We start from the raw sequence: 21,476 nt of genomic DNA on the forward strand, positions 1-21,476 counted from the left end.
ATGGACGTCACCATCTATCACAACCCCGCCTGCGGTACCTCCCGAAACACTCTGGAGCTGATCCAGCACGCCGGTATCGAGCCAACGGTAATCGAGTATCTGAAAAACCCGCCGACCCTCGAGCAGCTCGTCCGAATGATCGCTGACGCCGGATTGACCGTCCGCCAGGCGATCCGGGAAAAGGGTACACCCTACATGGAACTCGGCCTCGACAATCCCGAGCTGACCGACGACCAGCTTCTCGACGCGATGCTGAAGGACCCGATCCTGATCAACCGACCGTTCGTCGTCACGCCGATGGGTACGCGCCTGTCGCGGCCGTCCGAGCTGGTCCTGGATGTCCTGCCTGCGGACGCGTTCCAGGGGCCATTCACAAAGGAAGACGGCGAACGCGTCCTTGACGATGAAGGAAAGCGTATTGCCTGAAACTTTTCCTGCCGCATCGCCCGAATATTTCCGCATCCCCGATCCCGATGCGCTGCGTCCTGTGTTCTCGACGCACAAGCCGCGCATCCTGATCCTCTATGGATCCCTGCGCGAGGTGTCGTACAGCCGATTTCTCGCGCACGAGGCCCGGCACCTCCTGGAGCATTTCGGGTGCGAAGTTCGGGTATACGATCCGCGAGGCCTGCCGCTTCCGGACGAAGCGCCCGTTAGCCATCCCAAGGTCCAGGAACTGCGGGAGCTATCGCAATGGTCGGAGGGCCAGGTTTGGGTCAGCCCGGAACGCCACGGCGCAATGACCGGGATCATGAAGGCGCAGATCGACTGGGTTCCCCTGGCTCTCGGTTCGATCCGACCGACACAGGGAAAGACCCTGGCGGTCATGGAGGTTTCCGGCGGGAGCCAGTCCTTCAACGCCGTGAACCAGATGCGTATCCTGGGACGGTGGATGCGGATGATCACCATTCCGAACCAGTCGTCGGTTGCGAAGGCCTACCAGGAGTTCGACGCCGACGGACGGATGAAGCCGTCCTCCTATTACGACCGTGTCGTCGACGTCTGTGAAGAACTGGTCAAGTTCACCCTGTTGACGAGGGACGCGTCGGCTTACCTCACCGATCGCTACAGCGAGCGCAAGGAAGACGCCGAGAAGCTTGAAAGCAGGGTCAAGCTCAAATCGATCTGACATATTTCGATGATTGTGGAAATAGTATTGACCACTCCGGCTTTCGCCGTTATCGTATTTCCATGAACATCGAAAAAGCCGCATCTCAGCTAGAAGCCCTTGGCAACGTCACCCGCCTCCAGATCTACCGTGTCCTGGTTCGCGCGGGCGAGGAAGGTCTCCCGGTCGGCCGTCTTCAGGAGAAGCTGGATATCCCGGGATCGACGCTTTCCCACCATCTGAAGCGTCTGGTCGATACCGGGCTGGTCGTTCAGGACCGCCAGGCGACGACGCTGATCTGTACCGCCAACTACAACCACATGAATGCGCTGATCGGTTACCTCGTCGACGAGTGCTGCGCTGACCAGGGATGCGACGGGCCAAGGACCAGGGTCGTCGCCTGACCGCATTTTTTTACATCATAATTTCGAAACTTCCAGAAATACCGATGGAGATCAAAATGAAGTCGAATGACGCGTTTCCCGTTGCGGTTGTCGGCGCAGGTCCGGTCGGGCTGGCGGCGGCGGCAAGGCTGCTTGAAGCTGGCATGACGCCGGTCATTTTCGAAAGGGGAAATTCCGTCGGGACCGCGCTTCTTGAGTGGGGCCACGTCCGGGTGTTCTCGCCATGGAAGTACAATATCGATGACGCCGCTCGGCGACTGCTGGAGAGCAATGGCTGGGCCGCTCCTTCGCCTGACTACTTGCCGACCGGGCGTGAGATCGTCGATGACTACCTGCTGCCTCTGTCGCGCGTTCCGGCCATCGAGCAGGCGATAAAGCTCGGCGCAACCGTCACGGTCATCGCCCGCCGGGGGCTGGACAAGGTTTCTTCCGGGGGCCGCTCGGACGCGCCGTTCGCAATCCGATACCGCGACGACGACGGGGAACACGAGGTCGTCGCGCGGGCAGTGATCGATGCCTCCGGCACATGGACACAACCGAACCCGATGGGCGTAAACGGCATTCCGGTTCTTGGCGAGAGCGCAGGTGGGCCGGTTTCCTACGGCATTCCGGATGTTATCGGGGCCAGGCATTCGGACTTCGTGGGCAAGCGTACGCTCGTGGTGGGAAGCGGCCATTCGGCGATCAATGTCGCCCTTGCGTTGCTGGAGCTTCAGCAGGCCAACCCGTCTACCGAAATCCACTGGGCGCTTCGCAATCACGGGGTCGCCAAGCTGCTGGGCGGCGGTTTGAACGATCAGCTGCCAGAGCGGGGCGCCCTCGGTCTTGCGGCAAAGAAGGCCATGGACGCGGGAAAGCTCAAGATGCTCACGTCCTTTTCGGCAAGCGGTATCACCAAGAGAAATGACAAGGTCGTCGTGACCGCGACGGCCGATGGGGAGGCGATCGAACTGGAGTTGGATCAGGTCGTCGTCGCTACCGGGTTTCGCCCAGACTTCTCGTTCCTGAGGGAGCTGCGGCTGAGCGTCGATCCGGCTGTGGAGGCGCCGCCGGCACTGGCTCCTCTTATCGACCCGAACCTTCATTCTTGTGGCACCGTTCCCCCGCACGGGGTCGACGAACTGTCGCATCCGGAGAAGGACTTCTACATCGTGGGATCGAAGTCTTACGGCCGGGCACCGACCTTCCTGATGCGGACGGGTTACGAGCAGGTGCGGTCTGTCGTCGCGGACCTCGCTGGTGATCATGCCGCCGCGCGACGCGTCGAACTCGTGCTTCCCGAAACAGGCGTCTGCGCCGCTATTCCGCGGATTTCGACGTCTTCGGGATGTTGCGGAGGTCCGGCCCCTGCTACGGTAGACGCATGTTGTGTCGTTGACGCCGAAGCCAAATCCGAAGGCAGGACTGGCTGCGGCTGCGGCCAGACACAGGTCGAAACCGAGCACGCATGATGCCCAACGAACAGAAGTTGCCGCTCTGGGCCCTGATTGGCCTCGGAGCCTCGCAGAACATCGGCTACGGCACACTTTATTATGCCTTCAGTATTCTGGTTCCGGAGATCGCCCGCGACGTCGGGCGATCGGAACAGTGGGTGTTCGGAGCGTTTTCGATCGCACTGCTGGCCGGCAGCCTCGCCGCTCCGCTTTCGGGAACCCTTGCCGACCGGATTGGCGCGGGACGCCTGATGGCCGCAGGATCGCTGCTGGCCGCCGCCTGCCTGGTGATGATGTCCGTGTCGTCGGGGCCGCTGACCTTTGCCGTTTCGCTGGCGTTGACGGAAGTGGTTTCCGTTGCGGTTCTCTACGCGACGGCTTTCACCGCCATCGTGCAGGCGGGAGGAAAGAAGGCTCAGACCTCGATCGTTCACCTGACACTGATGGCCGGGTTCGCGTCGTCGATGTTCTGGCCCCTGACGTCTTGGATGCACGGTTTCCTGTCGTGGCGTGAAATCTACCTGGCCTTCGCGGCCATGAACTTGGCCGTCTGCTTTCCCGTCCATCTCGCCCTGGCGCGTCTGACAACCAGTGCCGTGTCCGCGTCCAAAGCGATACCTCCGACGGCCGCGCCGGTCCGCGCAGTTGCAAACAGGAATCTGCTGTTCTTCCTGATGCTGTTTGGCTTCGCCATCGAAGGATATGCGTTGTCCGCCATCCTCGTTCACATGGTCCCGCTGACCCAGGCGCTGGGTATGGGAGCCGCGGGCCTTGTCGTCGCCTCTCTGTTCGGTCCTTCGCAGGTGGCCAGTCGCCTGATCAACCTGGTCTTCGGCCGCGAATTGCCGCAAAGATGGCTGGCGGTGATTGCCACGGCGCTGATCCCGTCCGGCCTGGCGATCCTCATGTTGACGACGCCATCCGTCCCAGGTGCCATCCTGTTCGCCGTCTGCTTCGGACTTGGTTCCGGATTGACAAGCATCGTGAGTGGTACCCTGCCGCTGGAGTTGTTCGGCAAGGCCGGTTACGGCAGCCGCATGGGCTGGGTGACGTCGGCCAAGCAGATGATGTCCGCCGTCGCTCCGCTCGCGATGTCGATCTTGCTGGCGGGGATAGGTGTCGTGCCATCTATCTGGTGGACAGTGGCGATCGGGACGATTGCGACCTTAGCGTTTCTTGGAATTGTCATGACAATCCGGCTGCGCGCACGCGTGTCCATTCCGGAGGCTTCAAGTCGATGATTGCTCGCCCTGCGCCCAGGGCCCGGAATTTCGGCTAGACCCGTCCCGCTTTTGCTCGGAACAAAGCTTTGGGTCGCGCGTTCCGGCCCAATGTCTGGCTGACGGCCGATGGCGTGATGGGTGCTTGCCGAATGGATGATGACCGCTTGACCGGCGCTGGCCGGCCAATCCGATCAGGACGAGACATCGGCCGGCACGGCATTTCGGGCAGTTATCGGCCGGCAATCCGGGCAACCACCTTCATTCCTCTTCTCTTTCCGCTCCTGGCGTCGTGTTCCGGCGTCCAGTCGGCGCTCGATCCGGCTGGCCGCGAGGCGAGCGATGTCGCGAACCTGTTTTTCGTCATGCTGATCGGCGGCGTGGTCATCTGGGCGGGTGTCGTCGGCCTGCTGTTCCATGCCGCGCGGAAGCGTAGATCTTATTCGGAAAAGGGGGCAGGGCAGATCATCCTCTGGGGTGGGGCCGTTTTCCCGACGGTAACCCTCGCAGCCCTGCTTTCCTATGCAGTCTGGCTGATGCCCAACATCCGGCCCTGGTTCGGTGAGGATGTGGGCGTAGGCCGTGTCGAGGTGACAGGCGAGCAGTTCTGGTGGCGGGTGCGCTATCTCGACGAGGGCGGCGCGGTCGCCTTCGAAACGGCCAATGAGGTGCGAATACCGATTGGAAAGCGCATCGTCTTTTTGCTGAATTCGCCCGATGTCATCCATTCCTTCTGGATACCCGTGCTCGGCGGCAAGATGGACATGATACCCGGCCGGGAAAACCGCCTGACGCTGCAGGCGGAAAAGCCCGGTACCTATCGGGGCGTCTGCGCCGAGTTCTGCGGTGCCAGCCACGCGCTGATGGCTTTCACCGTCCATGCGATGGAACCGGAGGCGTACGAGGCCTGGGTCGCTGCGCGTCGCCAAGCGTCCGGCGGACAGGATAAAGACGGGTTGGCGCTCTTCCTTCGCCACGGTTGTGGCGCCTGCCATGCCATTTCCGGCACGGAGGCGAGGGGGACGATCGGTCCCGATCTGACCGCTTTCGGCGAGCGCAGTTCTGTGGGGGCGGGGACGCTTTCCAATGGGCAGGAGCATGTTGCCCGCTTCATACGCGATCCCGGCCAGGTCAAGCCGGAGGCGCACATGCCGCACTTCTCCATGCTGGAAGAGGCGGAGATCGAGCGGATAGCTGCCTACCTGAAAGGGCTCAGATGACCAAGGAGCTCGGCAATTTTTCGCCGGAAGAGCGGGCGGCGCAGGAGGAACGGCTCCGCAAGGTATGGGAGACGCCGAAAGGCATCCGCTACTGGACGTCCGTCAACAACAGCGAGATCGGGCTGTGGTACGGCGTCACCGCCTTTGCCTTCATGCTGTTCGCGGGCCTGCTCGGGCTCTTGATGCGCCTGCAACTGGCGGTGCCGCAGAACGACTTCATCTCCGCCGAACTCTTCAACCAGGCCTTCACGCTGCATGGCACTGTGATGATGTTCCTGTTCGCGGTGCCGATCTTCGAAGCCGTTGCGATCTTCCTGCTGCCGTCGATGCTGGGCGCCCGGGAGCTACCTTTCCCGCGGTTGTCCGCCTTCGGCTTCTGGAGTTTTCTGATCGGCGGCGTCTTCGTCTGCGGGTCGATCTTCTTCAACGCCGCGCCGAACGCCGGCTGGTTCATGTATCCGCCGCTGGCGACCGACGACGAATATGCCGGCATCGGTGCGGATATCTGGCTGCTCGGCCTGTCCTTCATCGAGGTGGCGTCGATCGCCGCCGCAGTCGAGATCATCGTGGGCATCATGAAGTGCCGGGCGCCCGGCATGCGCGTCAACCTGATGCCGATGTTCGCCTGGTACCTGCTGATCGTCGCGGGCATGATCCTGTTCGCCTTTCCGCCGCTGATTGCCGGCGATATCCTGTTCGAGATGGAGCGGATGTTCGACTGGCCGTTCTTCGACGCGAGGCGAGGCGGCGATCCGCTGCTTTGGCAGCACCTGTTCTGGATCTTCGGCCACCCGGAAGTCTACATCATCTTCCTGCCCGCGATCGCGCTGATGGCGATGATCGTGCCGACGTTTTCGCAGCGACCGATCGTCGGTTATTCCTGGATCGTGCTGGCCGCCGTCGGTACGGGTTTCCTGAGCTTCGGGCTCTGGGTGCACCACATGTTCGCGACCGGCCTGCCGCAGATCTCGCTCGCCTTCTTTTCGGCGGCGTCGGAGGCGGTGGCTATCCCGACCGGGGTGCAGATCTTCGTGTTCATCGCCACCATGCTCGCCGGCCGGGTGATCTTTTCGGTACCGATGCTGTTCGGGGCGGGCGGGCTGATCATCTTCGTGATCGGCGGGCTGACGGGCGTCATGGTGGCGCTCGTACCGTTCGACTGGCAGGCGCATGACACCTATTTCGTCGTCGCGCACCTGCACTACGTGCTGATCGGGGGCATGCTGTTTCCGGTCGTCGCCGGCATCTATTACTACTTTCCGTTCGTGACGGGTAAGAAGCTCAGCGATGCCTGGGGCAAGGCGGCTTTCTGGCTGATGTTTGCCGGTTTCAACACCGCCTTCTTTCCCATGCACTTCTCCGGCCTGCGCGGGATGCCGCGACGGGTCTTCACCTATCCGGAAGATATCGGGTGGGACTGGTTCAACCTCATCTCGACCATCGGTGCCTTCGTCTTCGCCGCCGGTGTCGCGACCTTCGTCATCGACATCTTTCGCCCGAAACAACAACCGGCAGAGCGCGATCTCAACCCCTGGAATTCCGGGACGCTCGAATGGACCAACGATCCGGCGGAAACCTGGGGCATGCGCTCGGTACCGATCATCACCAGCCGATATCCGCTCTGGGACCAGCCGAACCTGCAGGCGGATATCGAGGCCGGGCGCTTCTATCTGCCGGATGCCAAATCCGGCAAGCGCGAGACGCTGGTGACCTCTGTTCTCGACGCGAAGCCGATCCAGTGCCTGCGGGTCGGCGGCGTCTCTTACGTAACGATCATCGCGGCAATCGCGCTCGGCGGCGTGTTCATCGCGCTGACCTTCAAATTGTGGATCACCACGATCGTCTTCGCGATCATCACCTTCATAGCCGTCATCCACTGGCTCTGGAACGGAACAGCGCCGATCCCGGAGGCACCGGAGATCGATGTCGGGCTAGGCGAGAAGCTGCCGATCTATGTGTCCGGCCCGGCGTCGGTCGGCTGGTGGGCGATGTTCATCACCATGGTCGGCGACGGCACGGCGTTCGCGAGCCTGATCTTCGGCTATTTCTTCTACTGGACCATCCATGACGACTTCACCACGATCGCCAATGGACCCGGCGTCCTCTGGCCGATGGCGGCGCTGGTGCTCTACGTCATCGCCTGGGTGCTGACGCTGCTGGCGCGCGAACTCAACGAGAAGGGCCCATCGGGTGCGCGGCTGGCGCTCATCGCCGCCTTCGCCGTTTCGATCGCGGCCTCGCTTGCGGGCCTTGCCGGTCCCTATCTGCACGGCATGGACCCGACCTCGCATGTCTATCCGGCCATCGTCTGGATCGTCGCAATCTGGACAGTGACGCATGGCATAGTCGGTGCGATCATGCAGGGATATTGTCTCGCGCGCAGCATCGCCGGCCGAATGACTGCGGAATACGACCAGGATATCCGCAACGTCGCGCTCTATTGGCACTTCATGGCCTTTACCGCCGTCGTCACCTTCGCGGTCCTCGGCCTGTTTCCTTTGGTGAACACATGAAGAGCTTCATTCCGCGCGAGGTTGAGACCCTCTGGACCCTGTTCACCGCCCCGACCGTCTGGGCGCTGCATTTCCTTGTCTGTTACGCGACGGTGGCGGTCTTCTGCGCCAAGGGCCTCGCCTCCGAGATATCGTTCGATACGGTGCGGATCGGGCTCGGCGTGGTGACGGCGCTGGCGCTGGCGATGATCGTGCTGTCGGCCTGGCTTGCCTGGCGGCAATGGGGTTTCGGCTCGGACGATCCGCCGCACGACGAGGCTACCCGCAACGCCCGGACCTTGTTCCAGGGATTTGCGACGCTGCTGCTGTCAGGCCTCAGCTTTGCCGCTGTCCTCTACATGGCCATTCCGATGATCTTCATCGCGGGGTGCCAGCCATGAGGAAGACGGCGCTGATCACCGGCCTTGTTCTGCTGTTCGTCTCGTGGACCGTCCTCCCGCTTGCCGATCGGGCGTCCTTCACGGTGCACATGATTGCCCATATGGGGGTCGTGGCGGGTGCTGCGCCGTTGATTGCTGTCGGCCTTTCCGGAACGCGCTTCGACCTTTTGTCCAATCTGCCCTGGCTTACGCCGCTCACCGCTTCGCTGATCGAGCTATTCGCCGTGTGGACCTGGCATATTCCCGCCCTCCGGGCCCGGTCCGAAACCTCGCCCCTCATTGCGGTGCTGGAGCAGCTCATCTTTCTCGGCGCAGGTCTCGCTCTCTGGCTCTCCTGTCTCGGCGGAGCGGCGACGGGCCGGGAGGAGCGGCGGCTTGCCGGCACATTCGGTCTGCTCTTTACCTCCATGCACATGACACTGCTTGGCGCGCTGTTGGCGCTTTCGCCGCGTCCGCTTTACGGCGATGGCGAAGTGAGTTGCCTCGGCGTGACCTTGTCCGCCGCGGTGGACCAGCAGGCCGGTGGCGTTGTCATGCTTTTGGTCGGCGCCGCGGTCTATTTGGCCGGTGGCGTGGCGCTGTTGGCCCGCACGCTGAACGCGCCGCTGCCGGATCGGTGAGTCGGGGCGTAGAGATGACGTCCTCCCGCTCTGTCGAGCCGCCGTCGTCGTGCGTGGAGGGGGAGAGGACAGCCGGCGGTTGACATCGCCATGGGAATGACGCGGATCGGTGCGATCTCCCCAGCTATTTGGCGCGACCCTGGCCCTCCGGCCGAAGTTGGCGTTGCAAGTTTCAGGCTCCGGCCTATTTGATGGAGCGTGGACAACGGATATCGGAGTATCAGTTGAATCAAACCAGGCCAGCGCTCCTCCTCGTCACTGCGTCGCTGATCCCGCTCATCATTCTCGCCGCCGTGATGGGCAGGTTCTTCATTCAGGAGCAGCAGGACGCGCTCGACGCCGACATTCGCAGCAAAGCGACCATCATGGCCGCGACGCTTCAGCGGGAGCTTAAAAGCCAGATCCAACTTCTGTCCGTCGTTGCGGATTCGCCCCGGCTCGATCCGCCGATTCCGCGCGCCGCCTTCGCCGAGACCGCACGGCGCCTGCGCGAAAGGGTGCCTGAATGGGAGCAGATACGGATATCGGACGAGAAAGGTGAGGTCGTGCTGTCCTCACCGCCGCTCGACGGTTCGGCTGAGAGACAGGTCGTGGACGTGGAGAGCCACCGGACCCTGGTTCGCACGGGCGCCGCCGTGATCGGCAATGTTTCCATCGGGCCTCGCGGGCAGGCGGCCTTCGCCGTGAGAGTTCCGATCGAGAGGAACGACAAGCTGCGAGCCATTCTGTCGGTCGTCATCCGCCCGACGATAGTGACAAACCTCCTCTACGCCAATGGGCTCCCGGAAAGCTGGGCGGCCTGGATCGTCGACGGTCAGGATCGCCTTGTCGCTTCGACCGGCGCTCCCGCTCTTGCCGGCAATGCGGCAAGCGAGTTCGCAAGCTTTTCCGGAACGGAATTTGGCTTGGCGACGCTCAAGAATGGGCTGGAGGTACGAGTTGCCCAAGTTGCGCTTGGGGAAACCCCGTGGCGGGTGAGGGTGGGTCTGCCGGTTGCGGAATACGATAGGCTGGCACGCAAGGCGACGTTGCTGCTCGCGGCAGCCAGCTGTTTCACGCTGCTGCTCTCAGGTTCGGCAGCATTTCTCTTCCACCGGGAAATTCGCGCAAGGAACCGGGAACGCGAAAGCATGGCCAATTGGCAGCGCATGGATGCGCTTGGAAAGCTGACGGGCCAGGCTGCGCATGATTTCAACAACCTCCTCATGGTGTTTCAATCAGGTGTCGAGGGCATCAAGAGGAGGCGGAACGACGAGCAGCGGGTGACCCAGCTCCTTTCGCACATGAGCGAGGGAGTAACGAGGGGAAAGGCGATCACGCAACGACTGCTGTCCTTCTCGAGGCGCTCCAATCAGGGGGCCGGGCATGTCGAGCTGGATATCAAACTCACCGAATTGAGACCGCTGCTGCGACAGGCCATCGATGACACGATCATCATGGACATCAACGTTCCGGACGATATCTGGCCCGTTCATGTCGATCCCGCAGGGCTGGAAAACGCGCTGATCAATTTCCTTACCAATGCGCGCGAGGCTATGGGCGGCGGTGGTCAGGTGACGATTTCGGCAAGAAATGTCCTCGATGGCGCTGCGGAAGATCCGACGCTTCAAGGACAGTTTGTTGCCTTGACGATCGCAGACACCGGAACAGGCGTCGCATCCGAGCATCTGGGGCGGGTGTTCGAGCCGTTTTTCTCCACGAAGAAGAATGGCGGCCCGGGCCTCGGGTTGACCCAGGTCCACAGTTTCGCCAAGGGCAGCGGCGGTGCCGTGAAGGTTGCGAGCGTGGCCGGCCATGGCAGCGCCTTCACGCTGCTTCTTCCCCGGTCAGACGAACAGCGGGTCGCGCGCGAGCCTGCAAAGCCGGCGGTAAATCTTCCGGCCAGGCTTTTGATCGTGGACGATACCCCATCGTCTCTGGAATCGGTGCGCCTGGCGCTGGAAGGACTTGCCTCCACGATCTTCGTGGCGACAAGCGGCATCGAGGCAATTGAGGTTCTGGAGCGTCATCCCGAAATCGAGGCGGTGATCAGCGACATCATGATGCCGGGAATGTCCGGCATCGAGCTTGCCGAGGAGATACGCCGGAAGAACTCGCACCTGCCGGTTGTTCTGATGACCGGCTACAGCGACAAGCTGGAGGCCGGCACGGAGGTCGGCTGTCCGGTTGTGGCAAAGCCGTTCAAGATCGAAGACCTGGCCGCTTCACTGGAGGCGGCGAAAACATCGACGGAACAGTCGACAAACGTCGTGCGCCTGGAGATCCCGGCGAAAAACTGACGGGCGTCGACGACGCTTCAGTCTATCCGACCAAGCTGAGCGGCTTATGGACCTGCGACGGAATGGGATCCAGAAGTCCCACTAGATATCGCCCATAGGCGCTCTTCCCATATTGCCTGGCGAGGCATTCGAGCTGATCGGCGTCGATAAAGTTCTGGCGATAGGCAATCTCCTCGGGGCAGGAAATCTTGACGCCTTGTCGGCGTTCAAGCGTCGATACGAATTCGGATGCCTCAAGGAGGCTGTCGGGCGTGCCGGTGTCGAGCCAGGCATAACCGCGCCCCATCATCTCGACATGGAGCATTCCGCGATCGAGATAAGCCCTGTTGACGTCGGTGATCTCCAGTTCGCCTCTGGCAGACGGCCTCAGGTTGGCAGCAATATCGATGACGTCCTTGTCATAGAAATAGAGGCCGGTGACGGCCCAGCTGGAGCGGGGGTGTTCCGGTTTCTCTTCGATCGAAGCTGCCTTCATCTGCTTGTCGAACTCGACCACGCCGTAACGCTGCGGGTCGTTGACGTGGTAGGCAAAGACCGTGGCGCCGCTTTCGCGCGCCATGGCGCTTTTGAAGAGGTCGGTGATGCCGTGGCCGAAGAAGATGTTATCGCCGAGGACCAGGCAGGACGAATTGGAGCCGATGAAATCGGCGCCGATAATATAGGCCTGCGCAAGGCCGTCAGGAGAGGGCTGTTCCGCATAGGACAACGAGAGGCCCCATTTGGAACCGTCGCCCAGCAGCTGCTGGAAATTCGGCATGTCCTTTGGTGTCGATATGATCAGGATGTCGCGGATCCCCGCAAGCATCAGCGTCGACAGCGGATAATAGATCATCGGCTTGTCATAGATCGGCATCAGCTGTTTCGACAGCACCTGCGTCATCGGGTGCAGTCGCGTGCCGCTGCCGCCGGCGAGAATAATCCCCTTCATCCATTCACCTCCCGTATTTTCTGTTTTCAAGGTCAACCGGCTGCAGAACGCGCCTGACGACATTTGCCACTGAGCCCCGCCAATCGGGCATGACGATGCCGTGGCGCCTGTACAATTTCGAGCAGTCCAGTTGTGAATTGGCCGGTCGCCGAGCCGGCGTCGGATAGGCGCTGGTGGGGATGCGGACAACCCTTGCCGAGGGCCCGCCATTCGCGCCGGAAATTCTGAAGATCTCGTCCGCGAAATCCGCCCAGCTCGCCGCGCCCGTTCCCGCCATATGAAAGACGCCGCGCAAGGCGGGGTTGTTCGAAGCCAGCAGGTTCTGCCCGACCACCATGATGGCTTGCGCGATATCGGTTGCCGACGTCGGGTTGCCGATCTGATCGTCGACGACTTGCACCTCTTCCCTTGCCTCAGCGGCCTTCAGCATCGTGCGCAGGAAGTTCCGGCTGAACGGGCTGTAGATCCAGGCGGTGCGAAGGATCGCATGATTTTCGGTTGCTGCGGCGACGTTCCGCTCGCCCACCAACTTGTCGCGGCCATAGACGCCAAGCGGTGCGACAGGATCGGATTCGACATAAGGGGAGGGCTTGCTGCCGTCGAAGACATAGTCTGTGGACAGATGAACGATCGGGACCCGCAGCGTTTTCGCGACCCGCGCCAGTTCCGCCGGGCCTGCAGCGTTGACGGCAAAAGCCGTTGCCCTGTCGATTTCGGCCTGATCGACACCTGTGAAGGCGGCCGCGGAGACGATCAGGTCGGGACGGGCGGCCTCGACCGTCGCCGCGATGGTCTCCGGGTTGGCCAGATCGAGTTCCGGGCGCCCGAGCGGAATGATCTCGACCTCGCTTTGCCCGATCGCGTTTTCGATGAGGGATTGGACGACCTGTCCCTTGAGCCCGGTTACCACGTATCGCCTGGGTTCGCGCATCATCCGGCCCCGGCCTTGAGGAGCCCGAGGCGGCTGCCGTCGTACCCTTTTCGGAGCGGCGCCCACCACCATTCGCTGTCGAGATACCAGCGCACCGTCTTTTCGATGCCTGTCTCGAAGCTTTCCTTTGCTCTCCAGCCGAGTTCCGTTTCGAGCTTGGTCGCGTCGATCGCATAACGCACATCATGCCCGGGCCGGTCGGCCACGTACTGGATCAGGTTTTCGTGGGGACGTCCGATTGCCTGCAGATCGTCGAGGATCGCGCAGATCCGCTTCACGACATCGATGTTGCTACGCTCGTTCCGGCCTCCGACATTGTAGGTTTCTCCAACCCTGCCTCGCTCGGCGATGAGATCCAGGGCCCGAGCGTGATCCTCCACATAAAGCCAGTCGCGGATGTTGGTACCATTTCCGTAAACCGGCAGGGGCTTGCCCTCCAACGCGTTCAGGATCGTCAGCGGAATGAGTTTTTCCGGAAAATGGTACGGCCCGTAATTGTTCGAGCAGTTGGAGACGATGACCGGCATGCCGTAGGTTCGTGCCCAGGCCTTGGCGAGGTGGTCCGATGCCGCCTTCGATGCCGAATAGGGCGAGCTCGGATCGTAGGGCGTGGTTTCCGAGAATTCCCCCTCCGCTCCGAGGGAGCCGTAGACCTCGTCGGTCGAGACATGCAGGAAGCGAAAGCGGCTTCGGTCTTGGGGAAGAAGCGCCTGCCAATATGCTCGCGCGCATTCGAGCATGGTGAAAGAGCCGAGTATATTGGTTTCAACGAATTGCCGTGCGCCGAGGATGGAGCGGTCGACATGGCTTTCGGCAGCCAGATGCATGACCCGGTCCGGTCTGAACGTCGAGATCGCGGAAGCAATCGCGGCGGCATCGCATATGTCGATCTTGAGAAACCGATAGGACGGCTTGCCCTCAACCGACCTCAGCGAGCTCAGCGTGCCGGCATAGGTCAGTTTGTCGACGTTCAGGACCTCGTATCCTTTTTCGAGCACGAGGTGGCGGATGACCGCCGATCCGATGAAACCTGCCCCACCCGTTACAAGCACGCGCATGCTTTCGATTACCCCCAAAAATTCTCGTCACAGGCTCCGACTGCGTCTGCCGAATTCGTCGTTGACGGCATAAATAAAGTTGGATTGAAGCTCGGAGAGCCTAGGCTGCCCCCGATCCTTCTCAGAGAGGATTGCCTTGTCCGCGGCGACGGGCCATTCGATCCCAAGCTCCGGATCGTTCCAAAGCAGGCCGCGTTCGTGTTCGGCGCTGTAATAGTCAGTCACCTTGTAGGTAATGACCGTATCCGCCGTCAGCGTGCAAAACCCATGGGCGAAACCCGGCGGCAGCCAAAGCTGGAGGGCATTTTCCGCCGACAGTTCCACCGCGACGAACTTCCCGTAGGTCGGCGACCCGATACGGATATCAACCGCCACATCCAGGAGCGCGCCGCTCGAACACGACACGAGTTTACCCTGTGAATGAGGATGGATCTGAAAGTGCAGACCACGAACAGTTCCCGCCTCTGACGAATAAGACCGGTTATCCTGAACAAACGTGAAAGAACCGACTTCCGATTCAAAGAGGCTCTTCCGAAACGTTTCCATGAAATAGCCTCGAGGATCGCCGATTTTCTTCGACGCTAAAAGAAGTACATCTTCAATGATCGTACTCTCGAAGCGCACAAATCCCTCACGATCCTGAAATTTCCGGCTGTCAATTTATAAAGCCATACTGATATTCCGAGCGCAATTCGGATGCGGCTCATCAGATGGGCGATGGGATAGTCAATTAGCGGTAGGCCGAGGGCTACGCCCCGTTCTCCTAGTTACCCAGAGGATTGCTGTTCTCATCAGAACAACGAGGCTCGCAGCCAGTCCATGACTTGGCCGGGTGTATCCTCAGCCAGGGCGGCTAAATCTAGGCTCCCGCTTCAGGCACGCGTTGCAGCCCGTCGCGAGCCTGCGTGTTCTCGGGCAGCTTCACCTCGCCGGCGAGTCCGAGTACCATGAGAGCCCGAATGAAGGTCCAGCCGAGGTCTATCTGGCCGTCTTCTAGGCCGAGGCGTGCAGATTGTGGGAAAGCGTGGTGATTGCCATGGAAGGCTTCACCAAATGTGATTAGCCCGTAGGCGGGCAAATTGTAGCCCTGGACCGCAACGTCCTTGACGCTCCAACCCTGGTGGCCACGGCGGTGAGCGAAGTGGCCGATCAGCCAATGGCCGGTAAGCGAGACAGAGACGCGCACCGCAATCCCCCATACCACCCAACCGCAGCCGCCGATGGCGAAGAAGAGTACGGCCCATGGCAACTGTTGCGCCATCCACGTTCGTTCGAGGAATTGGTAGAACCGGTCCCCGCGCACAGCCTTCTCGATGACGAAGGTGGGCGGATGTAGCAGTTTCACCGCACAATGCATCTGCCACCAGGCATCGACGAGGAACGAGCGGCGATGGGCATGTAGCGGGTGGCAATCGCGCTGACGCTGTGCCCAGTCGCGGATGTCATGTGCGTAGATCATGCCGAACGGCCCGGCCATGCCGACCAGCGTGCCCAGATAGACAAGAATGTATTCTACCGCCTTGCTGGTATGAAACGAGCGATGAATGAGCAGGCGATGCATGCCAACCGAATGACCGGCGCAGATGGTGATCGCCGTGGAGATCACGAAGAGTGCTAAGGCGTCCCAGCTAAAAGTCAGTGGGCCGAGAGCCAATGCGATCAATGTCAGCATGCCGGTCCAGATCGATTTCTCCGGCACCCAAACCACTTCGCCATCGGTAGCGCTGCTTCTAGGTGCGGAAATCATGCGTTCGGTAGAAAGGGTCTGCTTCGCTACAGTAGACATTGCCAATTCCAGGCTTTGCGTCGCCCACGCCTTGCAAAGCCGCAGACGGAAAGATATTTAGTTAATAAGCTAAATACTTATTCCTTAATTTAGGCATTTAGGCAATGACCTAAATGGTGATGTTTTCGAGGTTGGTCGTGGTGGAGCAGAAGTCGAACGAGCCAATGGAAGAAGCGTTGAGCTCGAATGGTTCGTTACAGAGCGTCTTCGAGGCACTGGCCTCAGCGCCGCGCCGGCGCATCCTGGCCTATCTGGCACATACGTCGCTGACCGCCGGGGAGATCGCGTCGCGCTTCGACATGTCTAAGCCTTCGATCTCCCAGCATCTCGGCGTGCTGGAGAATGCCGGCCTGATCGCCAAGAAGCGACAAGGCCAGTTCATCCACTATTCGATCGTGCCCAACAATCTCGCCAACACGCTGAACGGCTTCGTGCAAGAAGTCTGCCCAGTCGCGCGCCCCATCAAGAGGGAAAGCCGAGAGATCGCAGATGCAAAGACCGGTCCGGAGGAAGGAAGCGAGTAGCGCCGGCGCGTTTTTCCAGGATAAATGCGGATTCGGAAACTCCGAAGCTCGGCGAGGGCCGCCACGAACGCATGCATCTGACATTGAAGCTGGAGACGACCAAGCCGGCCAGCGCCAATTTCCTGCAGCAGCAGGCCCGCTTTGACGACTTCGTGGAGGAATTCAACACAGAGCGGCCGCACCAAGCCCTTGACATGGCTTGCCCGGCAGAGCGCTACCACGCTTCACCACGACCCTAACCTACTTCGCCTCGATGATCGCAGCGAAAGAATGGAAAGGCGCAACGCTCGGCATGGCCGTAGGAATAACGATGCAAAACGTCCTTCGTCATTCCATGACGGACTATGACCAGATGCTTTTGGTTGGGGTAGATCGCGAGGAAGCCCGGCGACGTGTTCAGCCGAAGGTGAATGCGATGATAGCGAGTTGGAGACAGGTTCCAGGCTTAATGCACAAGCAATCACGGCTGTAACTGCCGCGTTGGCCTAACCTTCATTGGGCCAACCTGAAGCTCTCACTAAGCTGGTTTGTCACAGTGGTCGGCATCGACGTAGTGCTGATTCCAATCCTGCGATCCCTGTTCCGGCGGGACCTGGAAGTAATTCTTGTCGTCAAGACCGTTGAGCCAGCGGACAAAAACCAAAGTCTCTCCGGCTTTAGCGATACGCGCCACCGGCGCGTCACTCCGTGCCTTTAATAGTCTTGGCGTGTCTTGTTTGATCACCAATTCCCGCTTTGGCTGCACATACGGCATGAAGCGAGTGATGGCTTGATGCTATGGTGAGGTGCTGAGGCCCCACGTCCAAGAAATAGCCGCCAGTCGTTGGCACCTGCCTGATCGGCCCAATTTGCGATATCGTAATCTTGTTCGATAGCGATAAAGATCGCCATACGGATGTTTAGCAGTGCCGGGTATACCTGCGAAGCAGCGAGTTGTTTTTCAGCTTCGACAAGATAACCACGTATCTCATCATTTATGATTATTTCGCTTTGATATATTTCGTGGAGAGTTTTACCAAACACTTCCTGCAGAATGCCCTTAGTCGCCGTATCGGAGGCATCGAGATAGTTTTTAACGCTTGCTTGTTCAGCAAGCTGGCCATAGTGCTTGACGATCACCCGTTCTTTGTTCATCGCTTTCAGCGTGCCAGTCTTTTTGACTGTTACACCATTGTCTCTCAAAAATGCGATAATTTCGTCGAACGATGATTTTTCGAAGCTCTTGACCTCATCCACCTCTTTTTCGATCAGGGCAGCTTTCATTATTAGCTCGACCGCATCTTGAAGGATCACGAGCGCGGCAGAAGTTGAATATTTGTTATCAGAGTAAAGCAGCGCACGCGCTTGATCATATAGAGTACGCGCCACCAATAGGCTTTGGAGGACTTCTGCTTTCATACTCCACTATGCCTTTCTCACGCCAGCGGCGACCTGTTTTCCTCTTACTCTGGCAATCCGGGCGGGCTTTACGAATAGTCGGTCCAAAAGATCAACTGTAAGGTCTTCAAGCGCCTCAGATTCTTGCCCGGTATATGGGTCTTCATCATGCGCGGCGTCATTTCCGTCGATCAGGGCGACATCAGCTAGCTCTCAGATATCTTCATCAATAATTTTGAGATTTTTCAATCCCTCGACCCGAGAGCGAGGCGCAGTTGCGGGCTGTTTACCGGCAAGGCGCAAATCTGTGCTGTAGATTAGCTTGGTAGCAACATCGATAGTTTTTCGAAACATTGCTCCCGCAGCATCATGCAGCGCTAACTTGCGGCATAGCGCAGCTTGATGGAATATTGCTCTAGCTCTTTCGGGAATATCATCCGATAGCTTCGGCATTTCGGGAATGGCAACGATAGGTTCGCTGCCATACCAGCGACCCGTATCGTCAAGATTGCCGCTTAGATCAGACAATCGGCCATGAGGTTGCCCCGGATAGATACTGCTTTGCTTACAAGCGGTGCACACGAAGAATATTTCTGAATTGGTGCCGTCTCTGTTCCACGCGATGCTTTGGGCGTCTAACTGTGCCGTAACAGAGCAGCGAACACATTTCCGAACTATGAAACTCATGGCAGCCTCGAATCGCAAATAACGAGCAATGATAGCTCCACCTGCAACCGAAACCCCTATGGATATTTTGCATACCGTCACAAAATATACCGCCGTCACAATGTCACAATTTAGCCGCATCTAATTTTAATTTTGTTACTTTTTTTCAAATGCTTAGATTGCCGGACGATGAGAGTTTCGAGTTTTCGAGTCTCTCATCGGCATACCAGCCTGCTCAAAGCACTCAGGCAGGTAGACAACTCCAATAAGCCATGAGCAGCCGGTGAGCCGTTTTTATGCACCGGGAGAGTGTTCCGGTTTCGCAGATGCTAATGTAGGTAAGTCTTTGAAAATCTTCAATAAAAATGCAGTGGCTGGGGCGCCTGGATTCGAACCAGGGATGACGGTACCAAAAACCGTTGCCTTACCGCTTGGCGACGCCCCACCATGATGGCGGCGATGGTGCCGCTCAGGGAATGCGAGTTGCTCTAGCAAAGCTTCATTCGCCGAGCAATCACAGAGCGGTCGTTTTTTGTTAAATCTCATACTTTCATTCGGCTCTGGAAATTTACTCGAGGGCGATGTGCCGCCGCTCGTGCCCCGAGTGCCGGTTTACCTTTCGCAAAGCCTGCGCTCGCCGCGAAAAGGTTGATAAGTGCAGTCGGAGGCCCGGAAAGATCGGTAGCTTCGGGAGCAGGCAGTGATGTTGCAGGAGGGCGCGGTCCCCGGTTCGCCTGTCGCCAGCCCCTTGTCCAGATCGAAATCAGGAGCGGGCTCGGCCATCGCCGCGCGGACGAATTCCCGCCAGATCCGAGCCGGAAGCGAGCCGCCCGTCACGCCTTTCATCGGCGTGTCGTCGTCATTCCCGACCCAGACGCCGACGACCAGCGGCTCGGTGAAACCGACAAACCAGGCATCGCGATTGTTCTGGCTGGTGCCTGTCTTGCCGGCGGCGAACGTGCCGGGATCCGCGTCGCGGCCCGTGCCGCGTTCGACGACGAGCTGCAACAGGCCAAGGAGGTCGGACTGGTAGGGCGACAGATCGATCGAGGGCGCTGTCTTTTCGCCCACCCTGAAGGCCTGCGATTGGCCCGCCGCCTGAAAATCGATAATCCCCCAAGGTTCGACCGGCGCTTTCCCGAGGCGAACCGATGCATAGGCGCTGGTGAGATCGAGCAGATTGGTCTCCGAAGTGCCGAGCGCGAGGGATGGCGTCTGCGCGAGCGGCGTGTCGATGCCGAGTTCCTTGGCAGCCGCGATGACGTTGTCGAGCCCGACTTCCTGCGCCAGGGCGGCGGTTGCGGCATTCAACGACCGGGCGAAAGCTTCCGCCAATGTGACCCAGCCGCGGTAACCGCCGCCGGAGTTTTCGGGCGACCAGCCGTCGATCTCGATCGGGGCGTCGAGGACGCGGTCGGAAAGGGTCAGTCCCTTTTTCAAGGCCGCGTAATAGACGAACAGCTTGAAGGTGGAGCCCGGTTGCCGCATCGCCGTAACGGCGCGATTGAACTGGCTCGTCTTGTAGTCATGACCGCCGACCATGGCGACGACCGCGCCTTCGGGTGTCATCGCCACCAGCGCCGCCTGGCTTGCGCCGAGCGTCTTTCCGTCCTCGTCCAGAGCCTGTGCAACAACCCTTTCGGCAATGCGCTGCAGGCGGGGCACGAGCGTTGTGCGGACCGTCGTCGATCCCGGCGAGGTGCCGGCGATCTCGCTTGCCTGCGGCGATATCCAATCGGCGAACCAGCTTCCCGAGCGGGGCGTCGGTGTTGTCGGCCGAAGTTTGCCGAACTTCGCCTTGGCGGCCGCGGCTTCGTCGGGCGTCAGCTTGCCATTGGCGACCATTGCGGTGAGCACCGTCGCGGTTCGCTGGCGGGCGCCTTCGAAATTGGCGATGGGGTTCAGCTGGCTCGGCGCCTTCAGGAGGCCGGCGAGCATGGCAGATTCGGAGACGTCGAGGTCTCCGATATCCTTGTTGAAGTAGATCCGTGCGGCGGCCGGCATTCCGGTAGCACCGGAGCCGAGGTAAGCCGCGTTCAGATACCGGGTCAGGATTTCCCGCTTGCCGAGCTTCCATTCCAGCCAGAATGCGATGACCACCTCCTGGATTTTCCGCTTCAGCGTTCGGTCGCTTTCCAGATATTGCACCTTGATCAGTTGCTGCGTGATTGTGCTTCCGCCCTGGGCGACCGAGCCCGCCTGGAAATTCCGGATCAGCGCACGGCCGATACCTTTCGGATCGATGCCGTAGTGGCTCATGAACCGCCTGTCCTCGATCGACAGGACGGCCTCGATGAGAGACGGCGGAAACTGGTCGTAAGCGGCATACGGCCCCTGATAGGGACCCTGCCGGACAAGCGGGGCGCCATCTGCCGTTTCCAGCACGATGACCGGCTTCAGCGTGCCGGCGGCAATCTCCCGCCATGGCACGTCCTTCAATGCCCACGTCAGGACGCCCGCCAGGAGAAGGACGCAGGCGAATGATGCGAGGGCGGCAACGGTTATCCACGACCACCGCCTTGAGGGCCGGTCCTGCGGTGAAGAGCGCTGCCGATGCCGCCAGGCCTTTATCTGGAAAAGAACTTTACTGCGGAAGGCTGAAAAGCGCTCGGCCGTTCCGGATGTCGGATTTGGTTCCTGCTCTTTCGGCCGTGCGTATTTCTCCCGAAGAGCGGCAGCGGCGTTGCTTATCCAGAGGGAGCCCGATTGCCACGACGTTCCGAGATCATGGCGGAGCGCTGCCAGCAATTCACGGATGGCCCGTCCGCTTTGCCCGAAAGCCGGAGCGGACTTGTCGCCCGCTTTCGGTTCGTCCGGAGGTGTGCCCGGATGCGAGCGTTTGTCGCGAAGCCCATCTGTTTCAGGCGCGCCTTCCGGTACCGCCTCTCTGTCAGTCACGCGCGCAGGCTCGCTGGGGGCATGTTCATCCGGGTTCTTGGAGCTGTCCTCAGGGCGGGTCATTCACTGCGTGGCTGTTGGATTTTGAATAAGGGAACTAGTGCATCATAGCGCAAAAGGAAGATGCTGTG

The 21,476-nt window shown here is 60.2% G+C and carries 21 protein-coding genes, 1 tRNA gene and 1 pseudogene; 13 read left to right on the plus strand and 10 right to left on the minus strand.

What is annotated here, in order from left to right:
• The 10 genes from arsC (at position 1) to C5J26_RS03915 (ending at position 11,177) form a co-directional block, all read left to right on the plus strand.
• A complete protein-coding gene (gene arsC / locus C5J26_RS03870) occupies positions 1–426 on the plus strand; it encodes an arsenate reductase (glutaredoxin) (protein WP_205412873.1) in 426 nt (141 codons plus the stop codon).
• Positions 404–1,129 carry an arsenical resistance protein ArsH gene (gene arsH, locus C5J26_RS03875; protein WP_105400571.1) on the plus strand — a complete coding sequence of 242 codons (726 nt, stop codon included), beginning with the start codon at positions 404–406 and terminating at the stop codon, positions 1,127–1,129. Before arsC ends, arsH begins: the two co-directional genes overlap by 23 nt.
• Before the next feature lie 62 nt (positions 1,130–1,191).
• Positions 1,192–1,512 (plus strand): helix-turn-helix transcriptional regulator, encoded by a 321-nt coding sequence (locus tag C5J26_RS03880; RefSeq protein ID WP_105400572.1) that lies wholly within the window; start codon positions 1,192–1,194, stop codon positions 1,510–1,512.
• Positions 1,513–1,568: 56 nt separating this feature from the next.
• The gene (locus C5J26_RS03885) at positions 1,569–2,963 is read left to right on the plus strand and encodes an NAD(P)-binding domain-containing protein (RefSeq protein ID WP_105400940.1); all 1,395 of its coding nucleotides are present in this window, start codon (positions 1,569–1,571) and stop codon (positions 2,961–2,963) included.
• Positions 2,960–4,186, plus strand: a complete 1,227-nt coding sequence (arsK, locus tag C5J26_RS03890; protein WP_105400573.1) for an arsenite efflux MFS transporter ArsK — start codon at positions 2,960–2,962, stop codon at positions 4,184–4,186. Before C5J26_RS03885 ends, arsK begins: the two co-directional genes overlap by 4 nt.
• A gap of 131 nt (positions 4,187–4,317) precedes the next feature.
• Entirely contained in the window at positions 4,318–5,385 is a 1,068-nt protein-coding gene (gene coxB, locus C5J26_RS03895) for a cytochrome c oxidase subunit II (RefSeq protein WP_105400941.1), read from the plus strand.
• Positions 5,382–7,898 (plus strand): cytochrome c oxidase subunit I, encoded by a 2,517-nt coding sequence (ctaD, locus tag C5J26_RS03900; RefSeq protein WP_105400574.1) that lies wholly within the window; start codon positions 5,382–5,384, stop codon positions 7,896–7,898. The genes coxB and ctaD overlap by 4 nt, the downstream gene beginning before the upstream one ends.
• Positions 7,895–8,278, plus strand: a complete 384-nt coding sequence (locus C5J26_RS03905; RefSeq protein WP_105400575.1) for a hypothetical protein — start codon at positions 7,895–7,897, stop codon at positions 8,276–8,278. Before ctaD ends, C5J26_RS03905 begins: the two co-directional genes overlap by 4 nt.
• Positions 8,275–8,898, plus strand: coding sequence for a cytochrome c oxidase assembly protein (locus C5J26_RS03910; RefSeq protein WP_105400576.1), 624 nt, complete (start codon positions 8,275–8,277; stop codon positions 8,896–8,898). Before C5J26_RS03905 ends, C5J26_RS03910 begins: the two co-directional genes overlap by 4 nt.
• Before the next feature lie 224 nt (positions 8,899–9,122).
• Positions 9,123–11,177: a response regulator gene (locus C5J26_RS03915; protein WP_105400577.1), complete on the plus strand. Its 2,055-nt coding sequence runs from the start codon at positions 9,123–9,125 to the stop codon at positions 11,175–11,177.
• A gap of 22 nt (positions 11,178–11,199) precedes the next feature.
• Here the strand turns inward: C5J26_RS03915 and rfbA are convergent, their stop codons facing one another.
• The 5 genes from rfbA to C5J26_RS03940 all read right to left on the minus strand — a co-directional run bounded on the left by rfbA (position 11,200) and on the right by C5J26_RS03940 (position 15,880).
• On the minus strand, positions 11,200–12,105 hold the full coding sequence (gene rfbA / locus C5J26_RS03920; protein ID WP_105400578.1) for a glucose-1-phosphate thymidylyltransferase RfbA: 906 nt from the start codon (positions 12,103–12,105) through the stop codon (positions 11,200–11,202).
• A gap of 4 nt (positions 12,106–12,109) precedes the next feature.
• Entirely contained in the window at positions 12,110–13,039 is a 930-nt protein-coding gene (rfbD, locus tag C5J26_RS03925) for a dTDP-4-dehydrorhamnose reductase (protein WP_105400579.1), read from the minus strand.
• Positions 13,036–14,094 (minus strand): dTDP-glucose 4,6-dehydratase, encoded by a 1,059-nt coding sequence (rfbB, locus tag C5J26_RS03930; protein ID WP_105400580.1) that lies wholly within the window; start codon positions 14,092–14,094, stop codon positions 13,036–13,038. The genes rfbD and rfbB overlap by 4 nt, the downstream gene beginning before the upstream one ends.
• A 27-nt stretch (positions 14,095–14,121) precedes the next feature.
• Positions 14,122–14,718 (minus strand): dTDP-4-dehydrorhamnose 3,5-epimerase, encoded by a 597-nt coding sequence (gene rfbC, locus C5J26_RS03935; protein WP_105400581.1) that lies wholly within the window; start codon positions 14,716–14,718, stop codon positions 14,122–14,124.
• Between the two features lie 235 nt (positions 14,719–14,953).
• On the minus strand, positions 14,954–15,880 hold the full coding sequence (locus C5J26_RS03940) for an acyl-CoA desaturase (protein ID WP_371673561.1): 927 nt from the start codon (positions 15,878–15,880) through the stop codon (positions 14,954–14,956).
• A gap of 164 nt (positions 15,881–16,044) precedes the next feature.
• Between C5J26_RS03940 and C5J26_RS03945 the strand changes: the two genes are divergently transcribed.
• The 3 genes and pseudogenes from C5J26_RS03945 to C5J26_RS33150 all read left to right on the plus strand — a co-directional run bounded on the left by C5J26_RS03945 (position 16,045) and on the right by C5J26_RS33150 (position 16,876).
• A complete protein-coding gene (locus C5J26_RS03945; RefSeq protein WP_371681893.1) occupies positions 16,045–16,404 on the plus strand; it encodes a metalloregulator ArsR/SmtB family transcription factor in 360 nt (119 codons plus the stop codon).
• A gap of 56 nt (positions 16,405–16,460) precedes the next feature.
• Positions 16,461–16,637: pseudogene (locus C5J26_RS03950) on the plus strand (integrase core domain-containing protein); the annotation flags it as partial.
• Between the two features lie 77 nt (positions 16,638–16,714).
• Positions 16,715–16,876, plus strand: a complete 162-nt coding sequence (locus tag C5J26_RS33150; protein ID WP_371681883.1) for a DUF2293 domain-containing protein — start codon at positions 16,715–16,717, stop codon at positions 16,874–16,876.
• A gap of 45 nt (positions 16,877–16,921) precedes the next feature.
• On the opposite strand, the gene C5J26_RS32515 is transcribed toward C5J26_RS33150, so the two are convergent.
• The 5 genes from C5J26_RS32515 to C5J26_RS03970 form a co-directional block, all read right to left on the minus strand.
• On the minus strand, positions 16,922–17,128 hold the full coding sequence (locus C5J26_RS32515; protein WP_172745742.1) for a hypothetical protein: 207 nt from the start codon (positions 17,126–17,128) through the stop codon (positions 16,922–16,924).
• On the minus strand, positions 17,125–17,802 hold the full coding sequence (locus C5J26_RS03960; RefSeq protein ID WP_105400584.1) for a hypothetical protein: 678 nt from the start codon (positions 17,800–17,802) through the stop codon (positions 17,125–17,127). Before C5J26_RS03960 ends, C5J26_RS32515 begins: the two co-directional genes overlap by 4 nt.
• Positions 17,803–17,994: 192 nt before the next feature.
• Positions 17,995–18,468, minus strand: a complete 474-nt coding sequence (locus tag C5J26_RS32520; protein WP_172745743.1) for a hypothetical protein — start codon at positions 18,466–18,468, stop codon at positions 17,995–17,997.
• Between the two features lie 350 nt (positions 18,469–18,818).
• Positions 18,819–18,892, minus strand: a tRNA-Gln gene (locus C5J26_RS03965).
• A 167-nt stretch (positions 18,893–19,059) separates the two neighbouring features.
• Positions 19,060–20,952, minus strand: coding sequence for a PBP1A family penicillin-binding protein (locus C5J26_RS03970; RefSeq protein WP_105400943.1), 1,893 nt, complete (start codon positions 20,950–20,952; stop codon positions 19,060–19,062).
• Positions 20,953–21,476 lie beyond the last annotated feature (524 nt).

It is taken from the genome of Neorhizobium sp. T7_12 (genome assembly GCF_002968535.1).
Classification (GTDB): Bacteria; Pseudomonadota; Alphaproteobacteria; order Rhizobiales; family Rhizobiaceae; genus Neorhizobium; species Neorhizobium tomejilense.